The organism is Synechocystis sp. FACHB-908, assembly GCF_014698595.1.
Taxonomy (GTDB): domain Bacteria; phylum Cyanobacteriota; class Cyanobacteriia; order Cyanobacteriales; family Microcystaceae; genus Synechocystis.
In genome coordinates this window covers 63,301-81,665 of the sequence record NZ_JACJTH010000034.1, presented here as the reverse complement: position 1 = coordinate 81,665, position 18,365 = coordinate 63,301, and the positions used below count along the sequence as shown (strand labels likewise).

The 18,365-nt window shown below is 49.4% G+C and carries 24 protein-coding genes, 3 tRNA genes and 1 other RNA gene; 12 read left to right on the top strand and 16 right to left on the bottom strand.

The window, feature by feature from the left end; translation table 11 throughout:
• Positions 1–389 precede the first annotated feature (389 nt).
• The 6 genes from H6G46_RS11940 to H6G46_RS11915 all read right to left on the bottom strand — a co-directional run bounded on the left by H6G46_RS11940 (position 390) and on the right by H6G46_RS11915 (position 3,591).
• Positions 390–989, bottom strand: coding sequence for an L-threonylcarbamoyladenylate synthase (locus tag H6G46_RS11940; protein ID WP_010872853.1), 600 nt, complete (start codon positions 987–989; stop codon positions 390–392).
• Positions 990–1,040: 51 nt separating this feature from the next.
• Positions 1,041–1,766, bottom strand: a complete 726-nt coding sequence (locus tag H6G46_RS11935) for a TPM domain-containing protein (protein WP_199303606.1) — start codon at positions 1,764–1,766, stop codon at positions 1,041–1,043.
• A gap of 209 nt (positions 1,767–1,975) precedes the next feature.
• Complete coding sequence (locus H6G46_RS11930; protein ID WP_010872855.1) at positions 1,976–2,188, bottom strand: hypothetical protein; 213 nt, start codon at positions 2,186–2,188, stop codon at positions 1,976–1,978.
• Positions 2,189–2,205: 17 nt separating this feature from the next.
• A complete protein-coding gene (locus H6G46_RS11925; protein ID WP_010872856.1) occupies positions 2,206–2,772 on the bottom strand; it encodes a hypothetical protein in 567 nt (188 codons plus the stop codon).
• Between the two features lie 45 nt (positions 2,773–2,817).
• Entirely contained in the window at positions 2,818–3,282 is a 465-nt protein-coding gene (locus tag H6G46_RS11920; RefSeq protein ID WP_010872857.1) for a universal stress protein, read from the bottom strand.
• 235 nt (positions 3,283–3,517) lie between these two features.
• Positions 3,518–3,591 (bottom strand) — tRNA-Arg (locus H6G46_RS11915).
• A 130-nt stretch (positions 3,592–3,721) separates the two neighbouring features.
• On the opposite strand from H6G46_RS11915, the gene petG reads away from it, so the two are divergent.
• Positions 3,722–3,838 carry a cytochrome b6-f complex subunit V gene (gene petG, locus H6G46_RS11910; RefSeq protein WP_010872858.1) on the top strand — a complete coding sequence of 39 codons (117 nt, stop codon included), beginning with the start codon at positions 3,722–3,724 and terminating at the stop codon, positions 3,836–3,838.
• Between the two features lie 281 nt (positions 3,839–4,119).
• On the opposite strand, the gene H6G46_RS11905 is transcribed toward petG, so the two are convergent.
• Positions 4,120–4,884, bottom strand: coding sequence for a metallophosphoesterase family protein (locus H6G46_RS11905; RefSeq protein WP_010872859.1), 765 nt, complete (start codon positions 4,882–4,884; stop codon positions 4,120–4,122).
• A gap of 220 nt (positions 4,885–5,104) precedes the next feature.
• On the bottom strand, positions 5,105–5,620 hold the full coding sequence (locus tag H6G46_RS11900) for a ComEA family DNA-binding protein (RefSeq protein WP_010872860.1): 516 nt from the start codon (positions 5,618–5,620) through the stop codon (positions 5,105–5,107).
• A 131-nt stretch (positions 5,621–5,751) separates the two neighbouring features.
• Here H6G46_RS11900 and H6G46_RS11895 point away from each other — a divergent pair, with 131 nt between their 5' ends.
• From H6G46_RS11895 to H6G46_RS11865, 7 genes are all read left to right on the top strand, one after another.
• Positions 5,752–6,378, top strand: coding sequence for a precorrin-8X methylmutase (locus H6G46_RS11895; RefSeq protein WP_014407110.1), 627 nt, complete (start codon positions 5,752–5,754; stop codon positions 6,376–6,378).
• A gap of 32 nt (positions 6,379–6,410) precedes the next feature.
• Positions 6,411–6,860 (top strand): EVE domain-containing protein, encoded by a 450-nt coding sequence (locus tag H6G46_RS11890; RefSeq protein ID WP_010872862.1) that lies wholly within the window; start codon positions 6,411–6,413, stop codon positions 6,858–6,860.
• Between the two features lie 55 nt (positions 6,861–6,915).
• On the top strand, positions 6,916–7,053 hold the full coding sequence (gene rpmH, locus H6G46_RS11885; protein ID WP_010872863.1) for a 50S ribosomal protein L34: 138 nt from the start codon (positions 6,916–6,918) through the stop codon (positions 7,051–7,053).
• Positions 7,054–7,062: 9 nt separating this feature from the next.
• Entirely contained in the window at positions 7,063–7,437 is a 375-nt protein-coding gene (gene rnpA, locus H6G46_RS11880) for a ribonuclease P protein component (protein ID WP_010872864.1), read from the top strand.
• Entirely contained in the window at positions 7,409–7,804 is a 396-nt protein-coding gene (locus H6G46_RS11875; protein WP_010872865.1) for a PH domain-containing protein, read from the top strand. The genes rnpA and H6G46_RS11875 overlap by 29 nt, the downstream gene beginning before the upstream one ends.
• Before the next feature lie 100 nt (positions 7,805–7,904).
• Positions 7,905–9,059 carry a membrane protein insertase YidC gene (gene yidC / locus H6G46_RS11870; protein ID WP_010872866.1) on the top strand — a complete coding sequence of 385 codons (1,155 nt, stop codon included), beginning with the start codon at positions 7,905–7,907 and terminating at the stop codon, positions 9,057–9,059.
• Between the two features lie 89 nt (positions 9,060–9,148).
• Complete coding sequence (locus H6G46_RS11865) at positions 9,149–9,643, top strand: protein jag (RefSeq protein WP_010872867.1); 495 nt, start codon at positions 9,149–9,151, stop codon at positions 9,641–9,643.
• Between the two features lie 61 nt (positions 9,644–9,704).
• Here the strand turns inward: H6G46_RS11865 and H6G46_RS11860 are convergent, their stop codons facing one another.
• The 3 genes from H6G46_RS11860 to H6G46_RS11850 form a co-directional block, all read right to left on the bottom strand.
• Entirely contained in the window at positions 9,705–10,649 is a 945-nt protein-coding gene (locus tag H6G46_RS11860; protein ID WP_010872868.1) for a J domain-containing protein, read from the bottom strand.
• A gap of 130 nt (positions 10,650–10,779) precedes the next feature.
• Positions 10,780–11,643 (bottom strand): inositol monophosphatase family protein, encoded by an 864-nt coding sequence (locus tag H6G46_RS11855; RefSeq protein ID WP_010872869.1) that lies wholly within the window; start codon positions 11,641–11,643, stop codon positions 10,780–10,782.
• 69 nt (positions 11,644–11,712) lie between these two features.
• Positions 11,713–12,081, bottom strand: a complete 369-nt coding sequence (locus H6G46_RS11850; protein ID WP_010872870.1) for a 2Fe-2S iron-sulfur cluster-binding protein — start codon at positions 12,079–12,081, stop codon at positions 11,713–11,715.
• A 71-nt stretch (positions 12,082–12,152) separates the two neighbouring features.
• Here H6G46_RS11850 and H6G46_RS11845 point away from each other — a divergent pair.
• The 3 genes from H6G46_RS11845 to H6G46_RS11835 all read left to right on the top strand — a co-directional run bounded on the left by H6G46_RS11845 (position 12,153) and on the right by H6G46_RS11835 (position 13,321).
• Positions 12,153–12,239 (top strand) — tRNA-Ser (locus tag H6G46_RS11845).
• Positions 12,240–12,385: 146 nt separating this feature from the next.
• An RNA gene (ffs, locus tag H6G46_RS11840) (signal recognition particle sRNA small type) lies at positions 12,386–12,482 on the top strand.
• Positions 12,483–12,511: 29 nt separating this feature from the next.
• Positions 12,512–13,321 carry a C40 family peptidase gene (locus tag H6G46_RS11835; protein WP_010872871.1) on the top strand — a complete coding sequence of 270 codons (810 nt, stop codon included), beginning with the start codon at positions 12,512–12,514 and terminating at the stop codon, positions 13,319–13,321.
• A 6-nt stretch (positions 13,322–13,327) separates the two neighbouring features.
• Here H6G46_RS11835 and H6G46_RS11830 read toward each other — a convergent pair whose 3' ends face one another.
• Positions 13,328–13,741: a hypothetical protein gene (locus tag H6G46_RS11830; RefSeq protein WP_010872872.1), complete on the bottom strand. Its 414-nt coding sequence runs from the start codon at positions 13,739–13,741 to the stop codon at positions 13,328–13,330.
• A gap of 65 nt (positions 13,742–13,806) precedes the next feature.
• A complete protein-coding gene (locus H6G46_RS11825) occupies positions 13,807–14,451 on the bottom strand; it encodes a GUN4 domain-containing protein (protein ID WP_010872873.1) in 645 nt (214 codons plus the stop codon).
• Between the two features lie 208 nt (positions 14,452–14,659).
• On the opposite strand from H6G46_RS11825, the gene pyrB reads away from it, so the two are divergent.
• The gene (gene pyrB, locus H6G46_RS11820) at positions 14,660–15,655 is read left to right on the top strand and encodes an aspartate carbamoyltransferase (protein WP_010872874.1); all 996 of its coding nucleotides are present in this window, start codon (positions 14,660–14,662) and stop codon (positions 15,653–15,655) included.
• A gap of 7 nt (positions 15,656–15,662) precedes the next feature.
• Here pyrB and H6G46_RS11815 read toward each other — a convergent pair.
• From H6G46_RS11815 to H6G46_RS11805, 3 genes are all read right to left on the bottom strand, one after another.
• Positions 15,663–15,752 (bottom strand) — tRNA-Ser (locus H6G46_RS11815).
• Between the two features lie 146 nt (positions 15,753–15,898).
• Positions 15,899–16,801, bottom strand: coding sequence for a DUF1838 domain-containing protein (locus tag H6G46_RS11810; protein ID WP_010872875.1), 903 nt, complete (start codon positions 16,799–16,801; stop codon positions 15,899–15,901).
• Positions 16,802–16,842: 41 nt separating this feature from the next.
• On the bottom strand, positions 16,843–18,282 hold the full coding sequence (locus H6G46_RS11805) for a glycosyltransferase family 2 protein (protein ID WP_010872876.1): 1,440 nt from the start codon (positions 18,280–18,282) through the stop codon (positions 16,843–16,845).
• Positions 18,283–18,365: the final 83 nt, after the last annotated feature.

Genomic DNA, 18,365 nt, shown 5'->3' with positions numbered 1-18,365 from the left:
ATGATGAAGCAAGTGGTGGCAGTTAAGAGGGTGGGGATCATCAAGGTACCGAACCAACCGACATAAATCCGGTTGTTGGTAGAGGTCACCCACTGACAAAACTGTTCCCACAATGAAGCGCTTTCGCGCTGTTGGAGAGTCGTTGTCATTTGGTTATAATTCCTTATGTATTTGTCAATGTTCAAAGGATTTGGCCTCAAGCTCAGAGATTTCTTTGCTTGGGAGCCGGTTATGTATATGAGTAATATAACAAGATTGTAACAATTTGTAAATAGCTTGCTGAAAAAAATCTGTCTAGCCGGTGGTTGCTAGGGGTTGCCGATCGCCATTAGAGGGGTGATTGATTCCGTTGGGGCTTCAGTCTGTGGTGGTGGGGAGATGGAAAGCCACTAATCCTGCAACACAACTTCCCCTTGGCGCAGAATTTGGAAGATTTCCTTTGCTCCGTCCCATTGGGCAACGGTGGACGGTAGACCTTTGCCAATTGGCCCCTGTTGCTCCAGGCTGAGGCAATCTAGACAATGAACGGCAGGGAAAGTTTCGGCAATATCGGCCAACTTTTCCAGGGGGGGCTGTCCCGACAAATTAGCACTGGTGGTGGCCAGGGGTCCCGTTTGCAGCAAAATTTCTAGGGAGATCGCCTGGCGGGGAATGCGAACCCCAATGGTCTGGTCTTGACGGGGATTGATTTCCGGGGGCAACTTTTCGCTGCACGGCAGTACCAAAGTTAGGGCACCGGGCCAATATTCTGCCATTACTGCCTGCCACAGTTGCTTTTCCCGCTGACTACCTGCCAGGTAAGGGAGAATTTGTTCTACGGTTGCCGCCATCAAAATTAATGGTTTACTAGCTTCCCGTTGTTTAAGCTCGTAAATTAAAGCTGAGTTTTCTGGACGCACCGCCAAAGCCGGCACTGTATCCGTGGGAAAACTGACGACCCGATGGGCGATCGCCGCTGAGACTAAATCCGATTGACTAACTAGGGGCACGGTTAAGTCCGACTCATAAAATTCAAAATTATTATTACCAGCGGAATATGTTCACCGTCCCGGTAAGCCCACATACCAGAAGTAAGTCACCATGGGAATTAGGGTTGCCAACGCCAACAGCACCACTACCCAAACGGTGGCACTGGTATCGTCGGTTTCTTCCGCTGTAGTGAAAGTTCCTTCCAAACTAATTTCTTCCAGGGCTGGAGGACCCGGGTCCGGTTGTCCAGCTAAAATTGCGCCCAAACGTTTGTCAGCTTCAATCAACGCTTGGTTATACTTTGCCCCATCCTTGAGGGGAACAGCTAGGGTTTCCCGCAGTAAACTATCCACCATCTCATCGGTCAATAGGGACTCTGCCGTTTCTCCCCGACGCAAAGCAGTGCTGTTGGTGAGGGTATCTAGCACCAATAGGGTTTGATTGCTCTGGCTGGCTTCATCGGGATACCAACGCTCGAACAGATCATTAACAAAGCCGTCAATGGTGGCATCAAAATCTAAGCGGCGGATAACTACAAACCGGGCTTCTTGCCCACTGGACTGGGCTAATTTTTTTAGATCGCTATTGAGTCTGTTTTCATTGGCCAGGCTGATGGCCTCTGCTTGATCCACCAGGAAGGTCTTAGAGCCAGGGGACAAAATTGGCAGGTCATAAACCCCAGTGGCCAGGGAAGGGGCGGGGCTTAGCCCCAAAAGTACTAGGGTTAAAAACAAAAAACTGAGCAAACGTTTACAAAAAATACTCAGATTGAAGGGATGGTGAGGGGCGACAGTCATGGGCAATTGCCGGTGAAACTCCACCCTTCAGCTTACCAAAAACAGGTCAAAGACAAATGTTGAGCGGAACAACGGCTATTTCTTAAGATTGGCTCTGACTCAGGTTTGGGGACCATGGCATATATCTACTATCCAGTATCCAGTGGAAAGAAGCAAAATAAACCCTTTCTAATACCAAAATGATAGTGGGAATAACTGAGTGATTTTGGCTAAAAACTTAACTTAAGGGCATTAACGGGGACATCATCCCAGGAATTAACCATGCGGAGTTGCGCTGTCCATCCCTCTGCTTTTTGGGCAGGAGTCAGATTGTCTTGCCAAGAACGATGGCAATCCTGGGCGGCGTCTTCGTCCAGACAAGCAATGCAAGCATAGACAATGCCTGCGGGATCTAGTTGTTCATTGACCCAAATTTTTTCCATGAAGTGTTTTTCCTTGACTAACAAAGACCATCGACGATGGCCCTCAATCTAAGACTATCAAAAGTCTTGACTTCTGGACTTTTCGGCGGCAATACCCGAAGTAAAGTTTCAAGCTGGGCTGTGACCGACGTCATGGTGTAGGGGTCATCGGGATGGGGGGGGTTGCCGGGAATTTCAAAATGGGGGCGTTCACCATAGATTTGTCCCCAGCGAAAATCCGCTTGACGCACAATTTCTGTCAACAGGGCAGAATTATCTAGCACCTGCTCCACCATGGTGGTCAAGGCTATTAGGGGAAGCTCCAAATGTTTGCTAATTAAGGCGTCTGCTTCGTCAATGCGGGTTTGTAACACCAACAATAATGCCCCTTCAGAGTCCTGCAAATGATCGTTGACAAACAATTTCAGCTCTGTCTTTCGCTGTATTAACTTAGGTACGGGGGACTCTCCTTTGAGAAAATCTCCCCCCGCCTGGCCAATCACATCTACCAAGGTTCTTTCCCGACCGGCGATCGCCTCTAGAAAAATCTGTCGGTCCCGGTCTGATGTCGATGCCGACTCCGGGGAATGGGGTAAATCCGTCATCAAAAAATAGGGAAATTTAAGCGGGGGCGAGGATAATCCGGCTAGCTAATGTTGGACAATCAAAACCGAGCATTGCACGTGGTGAATGACATAACTGCTAACACTGCCCAAAAATACCTCTGCCAAACCCTTGAGCCCCCGGCGACCAAGCACTACCAAATCAGCATCCCAATTTTTGGCCATGTCACGGATCCAGCGCCCTGGTTCCCCGACTTTTACATCCCACTCACATGCCACCCCATCCTCCTGCACCTGTTGGACAATGGATTGCAGCCACTCCCGGGCTTCCGTTTGTTGTTCTTCCAAATGTTCTTTAATTATCTGGGAAAAGCCAATGGCCGCCTCCCCATAAAAGCTGGGGTAAATACTCAAATCCTGACTGTCCACTGGAATACAGTAGAACACCATCAACTGGGAGGATTCTTTCTGGCCTAGGGCGATCGCCTGCTGTAGAACTTCCTTGGCCAATTCAGAACGGTCTAAGGCAACTAAAATCTTTCCGTAGCCCATGGTGGAAACTCCTGCCCCATATCTGTGGCCTAGCAAAACACGAGTGCGTCAAACTCACCTTGATGCTTCTAATTCTAGCCTCTGTAGATAGCCGAATCTTTGGTTTGGTCCTGGGAAATTCATAGTCCCCTGTGCTCAGGCCGGAAAGCTAAAGTCTACAACTCCATAGCTATAAAAAAACTGGGCCCAGCTAGGGAGCCCAGCCCGATGATAATAATCGGCGTGATGCAAAAAACGGGCTTGGAGGGACTCGAACCCCCGACCTCGTGGTCCGTAGCCACGCGCTCTAATCCACTAAGCTACAAGCCCCAGTCGTTTACCTGACGATTTATAACACTATCACAGTGGTCGAAACTTCCGCAAGCTTTTTGCATGGGAAGCACTGGGGGAATTTTTGGTAGGATAGCAAAGATAATAAATAACCCTTTGGAGAAAACCCGTGATCGAACCCCTATTGCTCGGCATTGTACTTGGACTAATTCCTGTAACCCTAGCAGGGCTGTTTGTGGCGGCCTACCTGCAGTATAAGCGGGGCAACCAGTTCAACTTGGATTAGGGAACCTCCGTCATCGGTCATTTTCCTAAAATAAATACTTTCTCACTTTGACCAAGATTTGGTGCAGGAAAACCCCAATTTCAGCAGTAGCGAGTTGGGGCTCAATTTTGATTGGCCTTGGTCAAAAAAGAATCGGCTAATTTTTTGGGTCTCCACCATAGGTCGTTTCTAGCTGGCTGCGGCTGAGTGCTTCATGGACAATATCCGCCAATAACGGGGGACTTTCACTCAGTTTCCCAAAAAAATTGGGGGCCAGGGGGCTTTTAAAACAGGCTCTCAGGCTACCCCAGCAGACCTCTTTTTTTCCCTTTCTGCCGGGAACGATGCAAGTTCTGGGGCGGCAGGGGAACCACTGCGTCTTCCAGGGGCAAACGGCGGACTTCATTGGTGAAGATATGGGCTTGATACACTTCTTGGTTATTTAGTTCTAGGGCAGTGAGCCAGCCACTTTTGGGATGATAGGCCCCAGTGTCAATATCCAACCAACCGGGGCCCGACACTAACTTACCCGGCTCCACGTTGGCAAAGGTGAACGTTATGGTGTGGCCGGTGATAATTAACTTGTTGGCAAAGTAGGGATAGGGGTAGCGATGGAACTCATCCCGGATCCAACAGAATTGGGCTTCTCCCTGCTCTTCGATAGGGAGGCGGGGATCTACCCCAGCGTGGACTAACCAAACATCCCCCAGGTCAAGATAGAGGGGTAAGTTGCGCATCCAGTCCACATGGCTTTGGGGAATCTGGTGCTCATAACTTTCTAGGGTTGATTTGCCGCCGCTATAAATCCAAGCATGTAGTAGTTGGGGAGAAAAGTTAAAGCCCCCCACCGCATCCAACATCATTTGTTCATGGTTACCCAACAGGCAATGGTACTTGTTCTCCATGACAAAATCCACCACTTTGGCGCTTTCTGGACCTCGGTCGATCAGGTCACCGACGAAGTAAACCCCATCTCTTTCATTGGGGGCGATCGCCTCGAACAAAGCAGTAAGGGCGTCGAAATGGCCGTGGACATCACCAAAGACAATGCGTCGAGGATTGGGCATGGATCAAGCGAGCCGGGGCAGGGGGAAATTTGCAGGACAGTCTATAACAATGGCAGACATAAAACCGCCAACAGTTGGGAAAAGGATGGATGGATTAACTAACTTGGATCGATTCCCTAGTCCAATATAGTCCAAGGGCTAGGTAATGGATTTTTTCCTAGCTTTAGTGGGGTTGGTCAGCCCGAACTCTCGGCCGGCTTGAGAGTGGTTTTAGCACTTTTTAGAATTGTAGATAGTGGATCAGTTGGGTAATCAATGCCACTGGCAATCCTAAACGCTTTTGTAAATCCCCTAGGTTGCGGTAGTCTCCCCCAATCTCCCTTTCTTGCAACAACGCAGTGGCGATCGCCGGAGATAGATGGGGCACGGTAAGTAATTGGTTAAGGTCGGCTTGGTTAACCGGAATTTTTGGTGGTGCCAGTAGGCTATCCGGATCGGCATAGGTAAAGGAAAGTATGGGTTCCCAAGGCTTAATTTGTTGCACTGGGACATTGAGGGCAGCGGCCAAATCTTCCAGGGCTAGAAATTGCACCCCCATGGTGCTCAATTCTTTTAGTTGTCGGGCCTGGTGAATAGATAACCCAGGCAAACGCAGCCATTCATCCACTGTGGCTTGGTTAACTTCAATCCTGAGGCCCAATTCCCCGGCGATCGCCAATTCTTGCCAAGATTGAAAACGGTAGTAGGGATCATTTTGCAGACGACGTTGGAGAGCCCGGCGACGAAAATTGACCATGGCCAAGGGGAAGGAAAGGGAACAAATACAATTTTAGTGGGGAAAAATCCCCGCCCCCCAACCATCTGGGATTGTAGAAATAGGGGAAGATGGTATGGAGGCATTTCACCCCCTGCAATGGCACAAGCATAATGAATTGGCATATTAGCGACGCCCAAAACCTAGCCACCATCGACTATGAAATCGGGGACCATGGCCATAGCCCTGCTCAGTATGAGATTCTGCGGCGAGTTATCTACGCCACGGGGGATTTTGAGTACCTCAACCTACTGCATTTTTCCGCCCGGGTACTGACGGTGGGGGCCGCCGCTTTAGCATCCCGCACCACCATTCTTGTGGACGTGCCCATGGTACAGGTAGGCATTGTCCCCACTTTGCAAAAGACCTTTGCCAACCCTGTTTATTGTGCTACCCAAAGCATTACCAGGCCCCAAAAGGAAAGAACAGAGGAAGCCTGGGGCATATTGAACTTGGCCCACCGTTACCCAGATGGGATTTTCGTAATTGGTCACGCCCAAACCGCCTTAGATGCCCTGATGGAGTTAGTAGAAGCCCAACGCATCCAGCCGGCCCTGGTCATTGCCACCGCCACTAATTTTGGCGATCGCCAAGACGTGGAATTAAATTTGCAAAAAGCTAACATACCCCACATCATAGTCCAGGGAAGAAAAGGGGGGACAGAGGTGGCCGTGGCCATCATTACTGCCCTAGTGGATTTAGCTTGGCAAGCCTATGAACAAAGGGCCCACCTAAATTAGTCACTTCCAACCTTTTCAAACCAGATTTAATTATGGCTTTTTGGCTGATGAAGTCCGAACCCGTCACCTATGGCATTCACCATCTCAAAGCGGAAGGAGAGACCCTCTGGGATGGGGTGAGAAATTATCAAGCCCGCAACTTTTTACAAACCATGGCTGTGGGAGATCAAGCTTTTTTTTACCATTCCAACTGCAAGCCACCGGGCATTGTCGGGCTAATGACCATTACTGCCGAGCAAGTGGTGGACCCCACGCAGTTTGACCCTGCTAGCCCATACTTTGACCCCAAGGCTACTCTGGAGAAGCCCCGTTGGTTCACCGTTAAAGCCAGTTTTACCAGGGAATTTGCCCAGATGATTACTTTGTCCACCCTCAAAGCCCAGTTTAGTCCGGAGGAATTAGGAGTCCTTAAAAAAGGGAACCGCCTGTCGGTGTTACCCGTCTCCCCGGCGATCGCCAATCGAATTTTAGAGTTAGCTTAATCCATGAGCAATGATACAATTGGAGACTGTGTCTTTTTTTGTGGAGTAACGGGTCATGACTCAACGAACCCTCGGCGGAACCAACCGCAAACAAAAACGTACTTCCGGTTTCCGGGCCAGAATGCGTACCCATAACGGCCGGAAAGTTATCCAGGCCCGCCGGAGCAAAGGTCGTCATCGCTTGGCTGTATAGTTTCCTTCCGTGGGACTACCCAAAACACTGCGCTTAAAACACTGGCAAGATTTCCAGACCGTTTATCAGCAAGGAAAGCGACATCGTCACAGCAATTTACTAATGCGGGTTCTAGGCGATCGCCAGGCCGACCATAGCCGTTTTGGCATCACCGTCAGCCAAAAAGTTAGTAAAAAAGCCACGGTTAGAAATCGTCTAAAACGTCAAATTCGCGCCGTCATTAACCATTTTCAGCCCCAAATCAAGCCGGGTTTTGATGTGGTGATTATTGTCTTGCCCCAGGGCATTGGGTGCAATTATGAACGTTTTTTGCGAGAATTAGAGCAGTTATTTAGCCAAGCTGGGATTATTGACCATGGGCATTCGAGAAACCACTTATTATGAGGGCGGCCCCCACATCGGGGACTTGATCGTCAATATTTTATTGGGGTTCACCGTCATCTTTCTCCCTTTGACCGTTGGGGCGATCGTCCGGGCCATCTGGCTTCGTTACAAAATTACTGATCGCCGTATTTCTGTCACCGGCGGTTGGATGGGTAAAGACCGCACCGACATCGTCTATGGCGAAGTGGCGAAAATGATTAAAATGCCTAGGGGGATAGGCCTCTGGGGGGATATAGTTGTCACCCTCAATGACCGTTCTCGGCTAGAGCTGCGGGCCATGCCTAACTTTCGGGAAGTCTATGACTATATGGCCGAACGGGTCGCCGACAAAACCGGTCGCCCCTTAGAAGCTATCACCCAGCAGTAGAAACAACAGTAATTAATGATATTAATCAAGCACTGGAGCCATTGAGCCCCCCAGTCTTCCCGGCAACCTTGGCAATATTTATCTAGAGAGCTTGTTAGCAATGGATTTTGGTATCGGTTTTATTTCGACAAATATCATGCTGCCAATCCTGGATTTTTTCTTCGGGATTGTACACAGTTATGGTTTTGCTATTATTGCCCTCACACTAGTAATTCGTTTAGGGCTTTATCCCCTCAGTGCCGGCCAGATTCGCAACATGAGAAAAATGCGAATCACCCAGCCCCTGATGAAAGAGCGCCAAGAAGAAATCCAAAAACGCTACAAGGACGACCCAGCCAAACAGCAAGAAGAAATGGCCAAGGTCATGAAGGAATTTGGTAATCCCCTGGCCGGATGCCTACCCCTGTTGCTGCAAATGCCCATCCTGTTTGCCCTATTTGCCACCCTGCGGGGATCTCCCTTTTCCGATATTAATTACACCGTTGACCTGCAAATATTACCCCAGGAACAGGTAGAGCGCATTGTTCCCCAAACTTTCTCCACGAAACCCCAAAATATCTACGTAGACGAAGCCCTCCATTATCCCATTGCTGTTTTCCTGCCCGGTGGCAAAATGCTTGGAGTCGGGGAGAAAACCCAGTTGGAAATTCAGAGCACCGAAGGCAAAGCTTTTAACCAAGTAATCCCCGAAAAAAATAGCCAAATTTTAACCCCTACCTATAGTGTCACCAAAGGTGAAGACCGCATTAGCGTTAATCCCGACGGCACCATTGAAGCCCTAGTACCGGGGGATGCTACCGTCCAAGTAACTATCCCCGGCATTGCGGCCCGCACCGGCTTTCTCTTCATCAAGGCCCTGGGGCAAGTGGGAGTAACTGGCGAAAACGGTGAGATCAACTGGGACATCCTTGGCATGATTGTCTTCTTTGGCTTCAGCATTTATCTCAACCAAGAATTGTCCGGTGCCTCCGGGGGAGGTGCACCCAACGCTCAAGCCCAACAGCAACAGACCATCAACAAAATTACCCCTATTTTGTTTAGCGGCATGTTCCTGTTCTTCCCTTTGCCGGCCGGGGTTTTGATGTACATTGTCATGGCCAACGTCTTCCAGACAATACAGACCCTCATTCTGATGCGAGAGCCGTTACCGGAAAACCTGCAAAAGTTGTTAGATGAACAACAAAAAGCCACCCAAGGCCGGGAGTCCCTACCCTTTGAAAAGAAAAGCAGTAAAAAGAAGGAAAAAACCTCGTAAATTTTTAAACCATAAGTCTTCACCTTTCTCAGTAGAGATGGAGGCTTTATTGTGATTGCGGAAGTTAAATTGAGACCTGAATATTGACGATGGAAAAAATAGTTACCCAAGCCCAGAATTGGCTCGAAGAACTTCTCACTCTAATGGGTTTTCCCAGTACTGTCACCGTAGCAGAGGATAAAGAAAATACTTTGGTGATGGGCCCTTGGTTAGTCATTGAGGAAAAAAATCTATCCTCAAGCCAGATTGAGCGGTTGCTAGCGGAGAACGGTTTGGCTTTAGATGCCATTCAGTATTTACTCAATGCTTCTCTACGTCCTGCCGTGGCCGACGGTGGCATAAACTTTACGCCCATCACGGTGGAGTTGGCAGAATTTAGGTCTCGTCGCCAGTCGGAGTTGATTTCTTTATCGGAAATGGCAGCCCAACGGGTACGGGAAACCCTTGAGCCAGTGGAGATGGAGGATATGACTGCGGCCGATCGCCGTCAGGTCCATAGCTTTTTTGAAGATTCCCAGGATTTGGAAACAGAAAGCCAGGGCTATGAGCCCCACCGCCGCTTAGTGATTCGCCCTCGACGTTAGGGCTGAGGAACCTTAAAACATTCTGAACTTCCCACTACTTACCTGATGTTAATTGGTTGGGTTATTTCTTTTTGCCCCCGAATAACCCGCCCAAAAATCCCCCTTGGCTGGACTTGGCTCCCTCCTGACTACTGCCGGAACTAGTGTGCTTGGCCAATTCTTTTTTCGCCGCCATCACTTTAGGGTCATTGGGGTCTAACTTCACTGCTGAGCCAATGTGAACCTTGGCCATGGTCATCATGTTGTTCTTTAGATAGGCCATGCCCAATAAACAATGAGCCTGGGCATTTTTGGGGTCGGTTTTCAGGGCAGATTTCAATTCGGCAATGGCCTTCTCATATTGCCGACGATCAAAGTTTTCCTGGGCTCGCCGTAAACTCTTTTCAAAGGGAGAAAGTTCTTCCGCCGGGGGATTATTGATGGGAGGGGTTGGGGTTGGGCCCTGGGGCGATCGTCCTGAAACCACGGGAGGAACCGTTTCTTTTGAAGACGCAATAGTTTGGAACACAGGGCGGGCAGAAGCATTTTCCCCTTTCACCATCAAAAAAATCAGATTGTATTCGCTCACTTGGGCAATCTTGCGAAAAACCGTTTTAAAGTCTTCGTAAAGCCCTTTGCTCAGGGGGGTGACCACCTTGCGGTAAACCAATTCCAAATTTTGCTTTGCTCCCTGGAGTTTCTGGGACTCTGCACTGCTAAAGCTCGGTTGCCCTATGCTAGCTAAGTTGCTCACTGTCTGCTGGATGATAAGCAAGTGTTCTTTACGGTCGTTCTCTCGGCTTAAAACTTCATAGGCCGGGTTAACAAACTTGGAGAAAAGTTTTGCTGCTAAGGCTTGCTCTTCTTCGTTGGTAGCTTTTGATGTGTCGGGGTGTAGTTGGAAAGCAATCTTGAGATAACTTTTACGAATTTCTTCGGGAGTCGCATCCAGAGGACAGCCAAGAATGGCGTGGTGGTCAACTACGTCATAATTAAACAGTCCTTGCTTGATGGGAAACGAGCTCATAAAAATTACGGGAGGGGGGCATTTCTATCCCTTTCTACTCCATTATTCCTCAGAAAGAGAAAAATACTCTCAAATTGTTAGAAACGTTCACCAAAGCTTGACCCCTAATTTCTCTTGAGCACCAAAGCAATCAAATTTTTTGTGCTCTAGCGGCGGCGTACTGCTGGAACCATTGGGGAGTTGCCGCCAGGGCTTGGCTCAGTTCCTGGTGAATTTTCCCATTGGTGGCCAGAATGCGCCCAGTGCTTAGATCCAGAGGAGAACAATCATAGGCGGAAACTATTCCCCCTGCTTCCCGCACAATGACAATGCCAGCGGCCATATCCCAGGGATTAATCCCCCTTTCCCAATAGCCGTCCAAACGACCGCAGGCCACATCGATGAGATCGATCGCCGCTGAGCCACTGCGCCGTACCCCTTGGGTGAGATGGGTGAGATAGCAAAATTCTGGATAGTTGTTATCTAAAGTTTTCACTCGGTCGTAGGCAAAACCCGTCACCAGTAAACTTTTATCCAAGCTGGCGGTGGTGGATACTTGGATGGGCCGGCGATTTAATGTGGCTCCTAAACTGGTGGCAGCCCGAAATAATTCCTGGCGAAAGGGATTGTAAACTACGCCCACTGTGGGAATGTCTTGGATCAGTAATCCAATGGAAACACAGGACACAGGATAGCTATGGGCAAAGTTGGTGGTGCCATCGAGGGGATCAATGGCCCAACAAAAAGGATTGTCAACCTGTCCTAACTGCCCTGATTCTTCGGCCAAAATGGCATGGTCTGGGCAACGGCGTTTAATGATTTCCAAAATAATCGCTTCCGCTTGGCGATCGGCTTCCGTAACCAAATCTCCGGCCCGGCCTTTTTCCTGTATCTGTTGCACCTTACCCCAGAGGGAAAAAATTTCCGCCCCCGCCGCCAGCACCGCCTCCGTTGCAATTTCTAACCAAGTTTGTAGATCAGATGGGGAAAAAACGGGTTTTTGGGCAGAAGTCATTACAAAAATTCTCAATTTGGCCAAACGAAAGGTTGCAACTAGGAAAATCAGGTTGTAGTTGTAGCCTACCTAGTCCTCATCTAAAGGCAAACCTAATCGCACCCGACCAGCCCCAAAGTAGCGGCCAAACTGTAACTCATAAACCTCGTCCTCATCTTGGGTTTCCACTTCCAAATCCGATTGGGCATAACTAACACAGAGAAGAGCATAACCTTGCCGTTGTAGGTCCGGGGATAGTCCCATGGCCTCCGGTTGATGGATTTGCCCAGAAATAACCCGCACCGCACAGGCCGTACAGGCCCCATTACGACAGGAAAACGGTAACTCAAAACCTTGGTCTTCCGCCTGGTGGAGAATGTAACGGTCGTCGGAGACAATCACGCTGTAGTCTTTTTCGTTTTGGCGATCGTGGATCAGAACTCGGTGGGAACGGGACATTATGGGCTGGTTTGAATCCAAATTAGGTTTGTGTCTTCCACTATTGTATAATCATTTCTTGTGACCAAATTGGAGAGGTGGCCGAGCGGTTGAAGGCGCAGCACTGGAAATGCTGTTTGGGGGTAACTTCAACGAGGGTTCGAATCCCTCCCTCTCCGTTGAGAACAATAGTGACAACTAAGACCAGATAGGGAAATGCAGTTGAAATGCCGCTACCTTGTCTGGTTTTATCGTTCCAGGGCTTGGGCAGTGGGTAGGTCGGAATATGAGAGCAAGGCGACGGAAAGTGTGATAGGTTAGAAATGGCTCGGACTCATGCGATTACAACGCCCAAATCTTGTCAGGACCGGAAGGTAGCAGCAATAAGGGATGCTTGTGGTAGGCGTGAACTCCGGGCTTCCGGCTTTTCTGGAGGAAAATAGAGGAGTTTATGGCGAGTGGAAATAAGTTTCAGTCGATGTTGCCGGTATCTCCCACAGGCCAATTCATTTGCCAACAGGATTTAAATTTTTACGACAGTAGCGATCACCAGGAATTAGCTACCCAAGCAAAACAGGGACGATATTTGCGCCTAACAGAGAAGATTGAACGGTCAGCAGTGTTGGTGGAACAGGCGGAAGACCGTTACCAAGGTTGGCTAGCGGAGGACGATTTACAAAATTTGACCCCGGCCGTTCATGCTTATCAACCAGTGACAGTAACCAGAGCCGAAATTGAACAGCGAATTTCCCAGGTAATTGACTATTTGCTGGAAGCGAAGCAAAGGGAAAATTACTATCTTTGGGGAGGTAATATCGGCCCCAACTACGACTGTTCCGGTTTAATGCAAGCCGCTTTTGCTAGTCAAGGTATTTGGCTACCCAGGGATTCCTATCAACAGGCCGCCTTTTGTCAGCAAGTAGTTGATGTGAGGCCCCAACGGCGATCGGGAGAATTAAACCAAGTAATGGTGGAGGCGATCGCCAAGGAATTTTTACCGGGGGATTTAATTTTTTTTGGCAATCAACGGGTGGATCATGTGGGAATGTATCTGGGGGAAGGAAAATATATCCACAGTTCTGGCAAAACCCATGGCCGCAACGGTATTGGCATCGATTCCCTCACCGATTTAACGGATCCCATTAGCCATAAATATTTTCAAAAATGGTGGTTCTGTGGCCGGGTTATAAAAAGTTTTAATCCGGTTGAAGATGAGCTCGCTAGCACGAGCATTGCCGTTGATGCCAGCTTGCTTAAATAAAATAATTCATCCGGCAGACTGTTCTGGATTTTTGATTCTCTGTTCCAATTCATCAATGGTTTTCAGAAGTAACCTTTTAGCCTGTAATTTCCAGCCCCACTGTTGAATTTTGACCGCTATGGGTAAGGCGATCGCCGGAGCCAGAAAGTCCAACGGTTGTTGCAGGGAAATACCAAATAATAAGCCCAAGCCTGCAATACCCCAAAAAGGTAGGGCAGCCGTTTGACGATTATCTTCCACTAACCGAGGCAAAAATCCCTGGGGCATAATTTCTAGCACCTCAGCTTTTAACTCCTGCTGTTGTTTGTAGTTGAGAGATAAAGCCATCTTGCGACGAATTTTTTCTATTTTGCGGGCCTCACTGCTGTATTCCGTCAGTTCATCCTCCGCCATCCGCACATAGGTTTCTAAATTGGCCATGGGCTTACCTGTTACTGTTACCTTTTTAATTAATTGCTCAAGACTCTTCGGCAGAGGCTTTTTTTCTAGGAGCCAAAGGGGGTAAAGCGCACTGGAGCAGTGGGTACTTGTCCCGATTGACAGACTTGGAAACGACCCATGAGGGCAGTGTATTCTAAGCGCCCACCATTAATTTGGTACTCATCCCTGGGGCTAGGTAGATGGCCCGCCGGGGCGTTAAGGGTGAAGTCCAAATTTTTCTTGAAAATGACCCACTGGTTCTCTTTACGCCAGCCAATGCGATCACCAAATTGGTCGTAGGACTCCGGTGACATTAATCTACCGGGGCGATTCCCCGTGGCCAAAAACGCTTCCAATTGGGGAGTGAAGCCAAAACGATTGTTGGAATGTTGTAACCATAACTGATCAATGGTTTTCAGATCCTGGCAGGGAATTTGCTCAATAGTGTCGGTGGTCAACCAACCCTGGAGTGTCCGATTGGTAGCGGCCAACAGCAGGCGGCGGGTAATTTCATTGGCCTGACTAAACTGCTGGGATGCTAAGGCCGTTTCCAAGGGCTGGAAATTTAGTTCCACCTTGGGGATCGGGGTGGAAGTATTATTCTGGGGAGCCGGGGCTGTGAACTGGGCCCTAACTAATGGGGCCGTTGTCACCAAGCTTCCTAATAGAACTGTCGCGGCAAGTTTCAGCAAATGGGTTGCGGTGGTCATAGTCAAAGGCAGTCAAATTAGGGCAAAAGCTAAACACCGTTGGCGCATTTCAGAATACCACGGACTTTTAGCTAAATACATGGGAACGTTCCTCCCTAGTGTAGCGAGGAAAAGACTTGCATTAACTGGCGATCGCCCCCAATATGGATCCCTGGGGACTACCGCCTGCCCCATATCTATCTAAGGCAATCTAAGGCAATCTAAGGCAATGACCATGGTGGCCAGTTGGACTCGAAACCACATTTTAGACCTAACCGATTGGCGGGGCGAAGAATTAGACATTGTGCTACAGACCGCCACCACATTCCAGCAAGTACTGAGTGGACAAACAAAAAAAGTACCTGCCCTCCAGGGACAAGTAGTCACCAATCTTTTTTTTGAGCCATCTACCCGCACCCGCAGCAGCTTTGAGTTAGCGGCCAAGCGCCTTTCCGCTGATGTGATGAATTTTTCCCCTGGTACTTCTTCCCTTACCAAGGGAGAGACTATTTTGGACACCGCCAAAACTTACCTTGCCATGGGGTCTGACATTTTTGTTATCCGCCACCAACAGGCCGGGGTGCCCCATTTCATTGCTTCCCAAATGGACCGGCTCCAAACCGGAGTCAAGGTACTCAATGCGGGGGATGGGCAACATGAGCATCCTTCCCAAGGATTACTGGATTTATTTACTATCTGCTCCCAATTTGCGCCGGACAATCCTGCCATTCAATGCCTCCAGGGAAAGAAGATCGCGGTGGTAGGAGACATTTTACATTCCCGGGTGGCGCGTTCTAATCTGTGGAGTCTAACTACCGCCGGGGCTGACGTGCATTTAGCGGGGCCTCCCACCCTGTTACCAAAGGAATTTCAACAATTAACCCTAGCGCCGGGATCGGGTAAACTCCATTGTCATTGGCAGTTGCAGCCAGCCTTGGAAGGGGCGGATATAGTTATGACTTTGCGGTTGCAAAAAGAACGGATGACAGCCCATCTTTTACCCAGTTTGCGGGAATACCACCATTATTTCGGCATTACCCACGATCGCCTAAAGGTGTGTCAACCAGGGGTAAAAGTGCTGCATCCGGGGCCGGTGAATCGGGGGGTAGAAATTAGCTCCGAACTGATGGATGACCCGGACATTAGCTTGATCCAAGACCAAGTAACCAGTGGAGTAGCCATCCGCATGGCTCTACTTTATTTGCTAGGCACTGTTCAGGAATAGGAGTAAACGGAGAGAGAGGGATTCGAACCCTCGATGGAGCTATAAACCCCATAACTCCTTAGCAGGGAGCCGCTTTCAACCGCTCAGCCATCTCTCCAGACTGACAGTTCCATATCATAGCAAACAATGACGTCTTCCGCCTTTTTCAACCGGCAATTTCTACTCCCTTTGATGCGGAGGATAATTCGGAGACTTGACGTTGGTGTTAAAAAATCCAACGTTGAATACCAAAGTAGTTCCCAGTTACTGATTTTTACCACTTTCTAAGAGTTGCCGGAATGAACTCCAACTGGTTTCGTTGGGACGCTGGTCAGATAAGGGTGGCGGTTCAACGTACTCGGGAAAGTTAGTGGTAATTTCCTTCTGCATTACTGCCGACAAATCATCGAAGCTGGCTAATTTACGCCCAGCGGTGTTGAAGTATAACAACCCAACTCGATCGCCCATTTCCATCCAAGGTAACCAGTTGGAAAGCCTAGCCCAACCAACGGAGGCCGGGGCTGAGGTCCCCTGGGGATCCGTCAAAGCGTCGACATCACCAAAGAAGTTGAACATCTCCGTGGCGTGATAGGTTCCCCCCACATAGCGCTGAAATTTCCCTCCCAAGGGATTGGGGTAAAACAGGGGCACGGTTACGTTCATCCACCATTGGTTTCCTAACACCGTAAGTTCCCTGGCGATCGGACTGCCGTCATTGTCCTTTAAGCGATAGCTAAAATTCACCGGATCGTTGGCCACATGAAAGACTTCGACTGTTTTGCCAGTCCAGGGATTTTCCCACTGACGTAACACTTCTCCGGTAACGGGATCTTTGTAGAGTAAAATCTCCCGGCTCACCATGCGAAAATCTTCGTCATCATGGCCATCTGCCAGGGGGCCACATTGGCGGATATTCATGCCCTCCACCAGAAAAAGCAAACGGTCTGGCTCTCCTGGAATCCGACTATAGGTTTTACCTTCCCACCAGTAGATTATCGGTTGACCATCTTCCGTCGAGCAGAAAACCTTCCGGAGGGCTTGCAGTTGACCTTCTGGTTCACCCAGTTCCAAAGCTTGGACAGCAGGGAATCCCATACCAGCCACCAGAAGCACTACGGATAAGGGGGAAAGGAAAGCAGAAAAAAATCGTGGCATGGTTAATGCCATAGTTTGTGCCTCAATAACAATTAATAATTAACGCTTGGTTCTTAACTTTGTTTCAGCTCAAGGGCATCCTCCGTAGCAGCACCGTGGACCGTTTTCACCCACTTGAGTCGTTTGGGGCGAAAAGCCATGCGGGCGGTGACGGCGGGCATAATGATCAGCCAGTGGAACATATAAATGGTGCCACCGATGGTGCGAGCTAGTAGGGCCGGCATTTGTTGCCAAGGAGATTCGCCTTCGCTGGGAGTTAAGCGCTTTAGTCCGTAGTACATGCCCCAACAGGAAAAACCGATCGCCAGATAACTGAGGGGAGTGAGCAGGGGAAAACGTCTTTGCCACAGGGCCATGAGTAAATCCGGTACAGCGGCGGTGGGTAAAAGATATTGCATTAATAGAAAGGAAAACAAATCCAACTTTTTCTTCCAGCCCATGGGTTGGGTGCAAATCCAGCGCCAATAGTCGAGGTATCGTTGGTAGCCGCCTTCCGCCCAGCGATTACGTTGGTGCCAAAGGGCGATCGCCGTGGTGACTCCCTCTTCTTCCACCGGGGGATTGACTAAAATACCCACTTTCCACTGGTGGAGATGTAAGCGAATGGTTAAGTCTAAATCATCGGTGATGGTCTGCTCATTCCAGCCGCCCACCGCATCTAGGGCTTGGCGGGCCACAAATTGACCATTACCCCGCAGTTCTCCAATGCCGCCGGTAACGATTCTCTGCTGTTGAAAATAGGCATCTAGGGCCATTTCCGCCCCCTGGCCCCTGGTCCAAAAATTGACAGCTTCGTTGGCGATCGCTTTGCGTACTTGTAGAGCCCCAAAAGTCGGTGAAGCAAAATAGGGCACCACCCGCCGCAGTAAATCTTTGGGCACATTGGCATCGGCATCAAATACGCCAACGATGTCCCCTTGGGTTTGGGCTAACACTTCATTTAAAGCCCCTGATTTACCGCCACTGGCCCCCGCGCCTCTCCTTACTACTTTTAACTGGGGATACTGCTGACGTAGTTGGTCCAAGATGGCCGGAGTCCGGTCAGTGCTGTTATCGTCCACAATCCAAACTTCATGGCGATCGCCGGGATAGTCCAAAGAGCATAACTGCTGCACAATTTTGCCAATTACCGCCTCTTCATTTTTGGCGGCCACCATTAAACAAACCTGGGGATAGGGCACCGTGGATGCATCTCCAGTAAGCAGGGGGGGGGCTTCTTCTGGGGTTGCTTTCATTAACCTGAGAGCCTGCAAAGAGAGGGCACCGGTGAGGGCCCACACCAGCCAACTGCCCCAAACCCAGTAATGGAGAGTGATGACGACTGTCCAAATGGCCATAAGCATTACCGCTGCTTTTTTGCGCCGCCCCTCCGATCCCCGGAAGAAATCGTTGCGAAAATCCTCCTCCTCCGCTTCGGGATCATCCCATTCGGCTAGGAAGGCTTCTAAGGGGGACAGCTCGGCATCGTTATCTTTCCACGGAAATTGGGGCATAGGTACCTAGGATGTGGTCAGGAAAACTAGACATTGCCCTCCATTCTAGCGATTGCTTGCGATATTTTCGGGGAGTGGCATCT

Excerpts from the sequence above, each read along its gene's own strand:
- H6G46_RS11890 (WP_010872862.1), top strand. The coding sequence starts at position 6,411 with ATGGCTTTTTGGCTGATGAAGTCCGAACCCGTCACCTATGGCATTCAC.
- H6G46_RS11850 (WP_010872870.1), bottom strand. The coding sequence starts at position 12,081 with ATGTCCCGTTCCCACCGAGTTCTGATCCACGATCGCCAAAACGAAAAA.
- pyrB (WP_010872874.1), top strand. The coding sequence starts at position 14,660 with ATGACCATGGTGGCCAGTTGGACTCGAAACCACATTTTAGACCTAACC.
- H6G46_RS11830 (WP_010872872.1), bottom strand. The coding sequence starts at position 13,741 with ATGGCCAATTTAGAAACCTATGTGCGGATGGCGGAGGATGAACTGACG.
- H6G46_RS11855 (WP_010872869.1), bottom strand. The coding sequence starts at position 11,643 with ATGACTTCTGCCCAAAAACCCGTTTTTTCCCCATCTGATCTACAAACT.
- H6G46_RS11810 (WP_010872875.1), bottom strand. The coding sequence starts at position 16,801 with ATGGCATTAACCATGCCACGATTTTTTTCTGCTTTCCTTTCCCCCTTA.
- H6G46_RS11860 (WP_010872868.1), bottom strand. The coding sequence starts at position 10,649 with ATGAGCTCGTTTCCCATCAAGCAAGGACTGTTTAATTATGACGTAGTT.
- rpmH (WP_010872863.1), top strand. The coding sequence starts at position 6,916 with ATGACTCAACGAACCCTCGGCGGAACCAACCGCAAACAAAAACGTACT.
- H6G46_RS11905 (WP_010872859.1), bottom strand. The coding sequence starts at position 4,884 with ATGCCCAATCCTCGACGCATTGTCTTTGGTGATGTCCACGGCCATTTC.
- yidC (WP_010872866.1), top strand. The coding sequence starts at position 7,905 with ATGGATTTTGGTATCGGTTTTATTTCGACAAATATCATGCTGCCAATC.
- H6G46_RS11835 (WP_010872871.1), top strand. The coding sequence starts at position 12,512 with ATGGCGAGTGGAAATAAGTTTCAGTCGATGTTGCCGGTATCTCCCACA.
- H6G46_RS11825 (WP_010872873.1), bottom strand. The coding sequence starts at position 14,451 with ATGACCACCGCAACCCATTTGCTGAAACTTGCCGCGACAGTTCTATTA.
- H6G46_RS11920 (WP_010872857.1), bottom strand. The coding sequence starts at position 3,282 with ATGGGCTACGGAAAGATTTTAGTTGCCTTAGACCGTTCTGAATTGGCC.
- H6G46_RS11935 (WP_199303606.1), bottom strand. The coding sequence starts at position 1,766 with ATGACTGTCGCCCCTCACCATCCCTTCAATCTGAGTATTTTTTGTAAA.
- H6G46_RS11895 (WP_014407110.1), top strand. The coding sequence starts at position 5,752 with ATGAATTGGCATATTAGCGACGCCCAAAACCTAGCCACCATCGACTAT.
- H6G46_RS11900 (WP_010872860.1), bottom strand. The coding sequence starts at position 5,620 with ATGGTCAATTTTCGTCGCCGGGCTCTCCAACGTCGTCTGCAAAATGAT.
- H6G46_RS11805 (WP_010872876.1), bottom strand. The coding sequence starts at position 18,282 with ATGCCCCAATTTCCGTGGAAAGATAACGATGCCGAGCTGTCCCCCTTA.
- H6G46_RS11865 (WP_010872867.1), top strand. The coding sequence starts at position 9,149 with ATGGAAAAAATAGTTACCCAAGCCCAGAATTGGCTCGAAGAACTTCTC.
- H6G46_RS11930 (WP_010872855.1), bottom strand. The coding sequence starts at position 2,188 with ATGGAAAAAATTTGGGTCAATGAACAACTAGATCCCGCAGGCATTGTC.
- H6G46_RS11925 (WP_010872856.1), bottom strand. The coding sequence starts at position 2,772 with ATGACGGATTTACCCCATTCCCCGGAGTCGGCATCGACATCAGACCGG.
- H6G46_RS11875 (WP_010872865.1), top strand. The coding sequence starts at position 7,409 with ATGGGCATTCGAGAAACCACTTATTATGAGGGCGGCCCCCACATCGGG.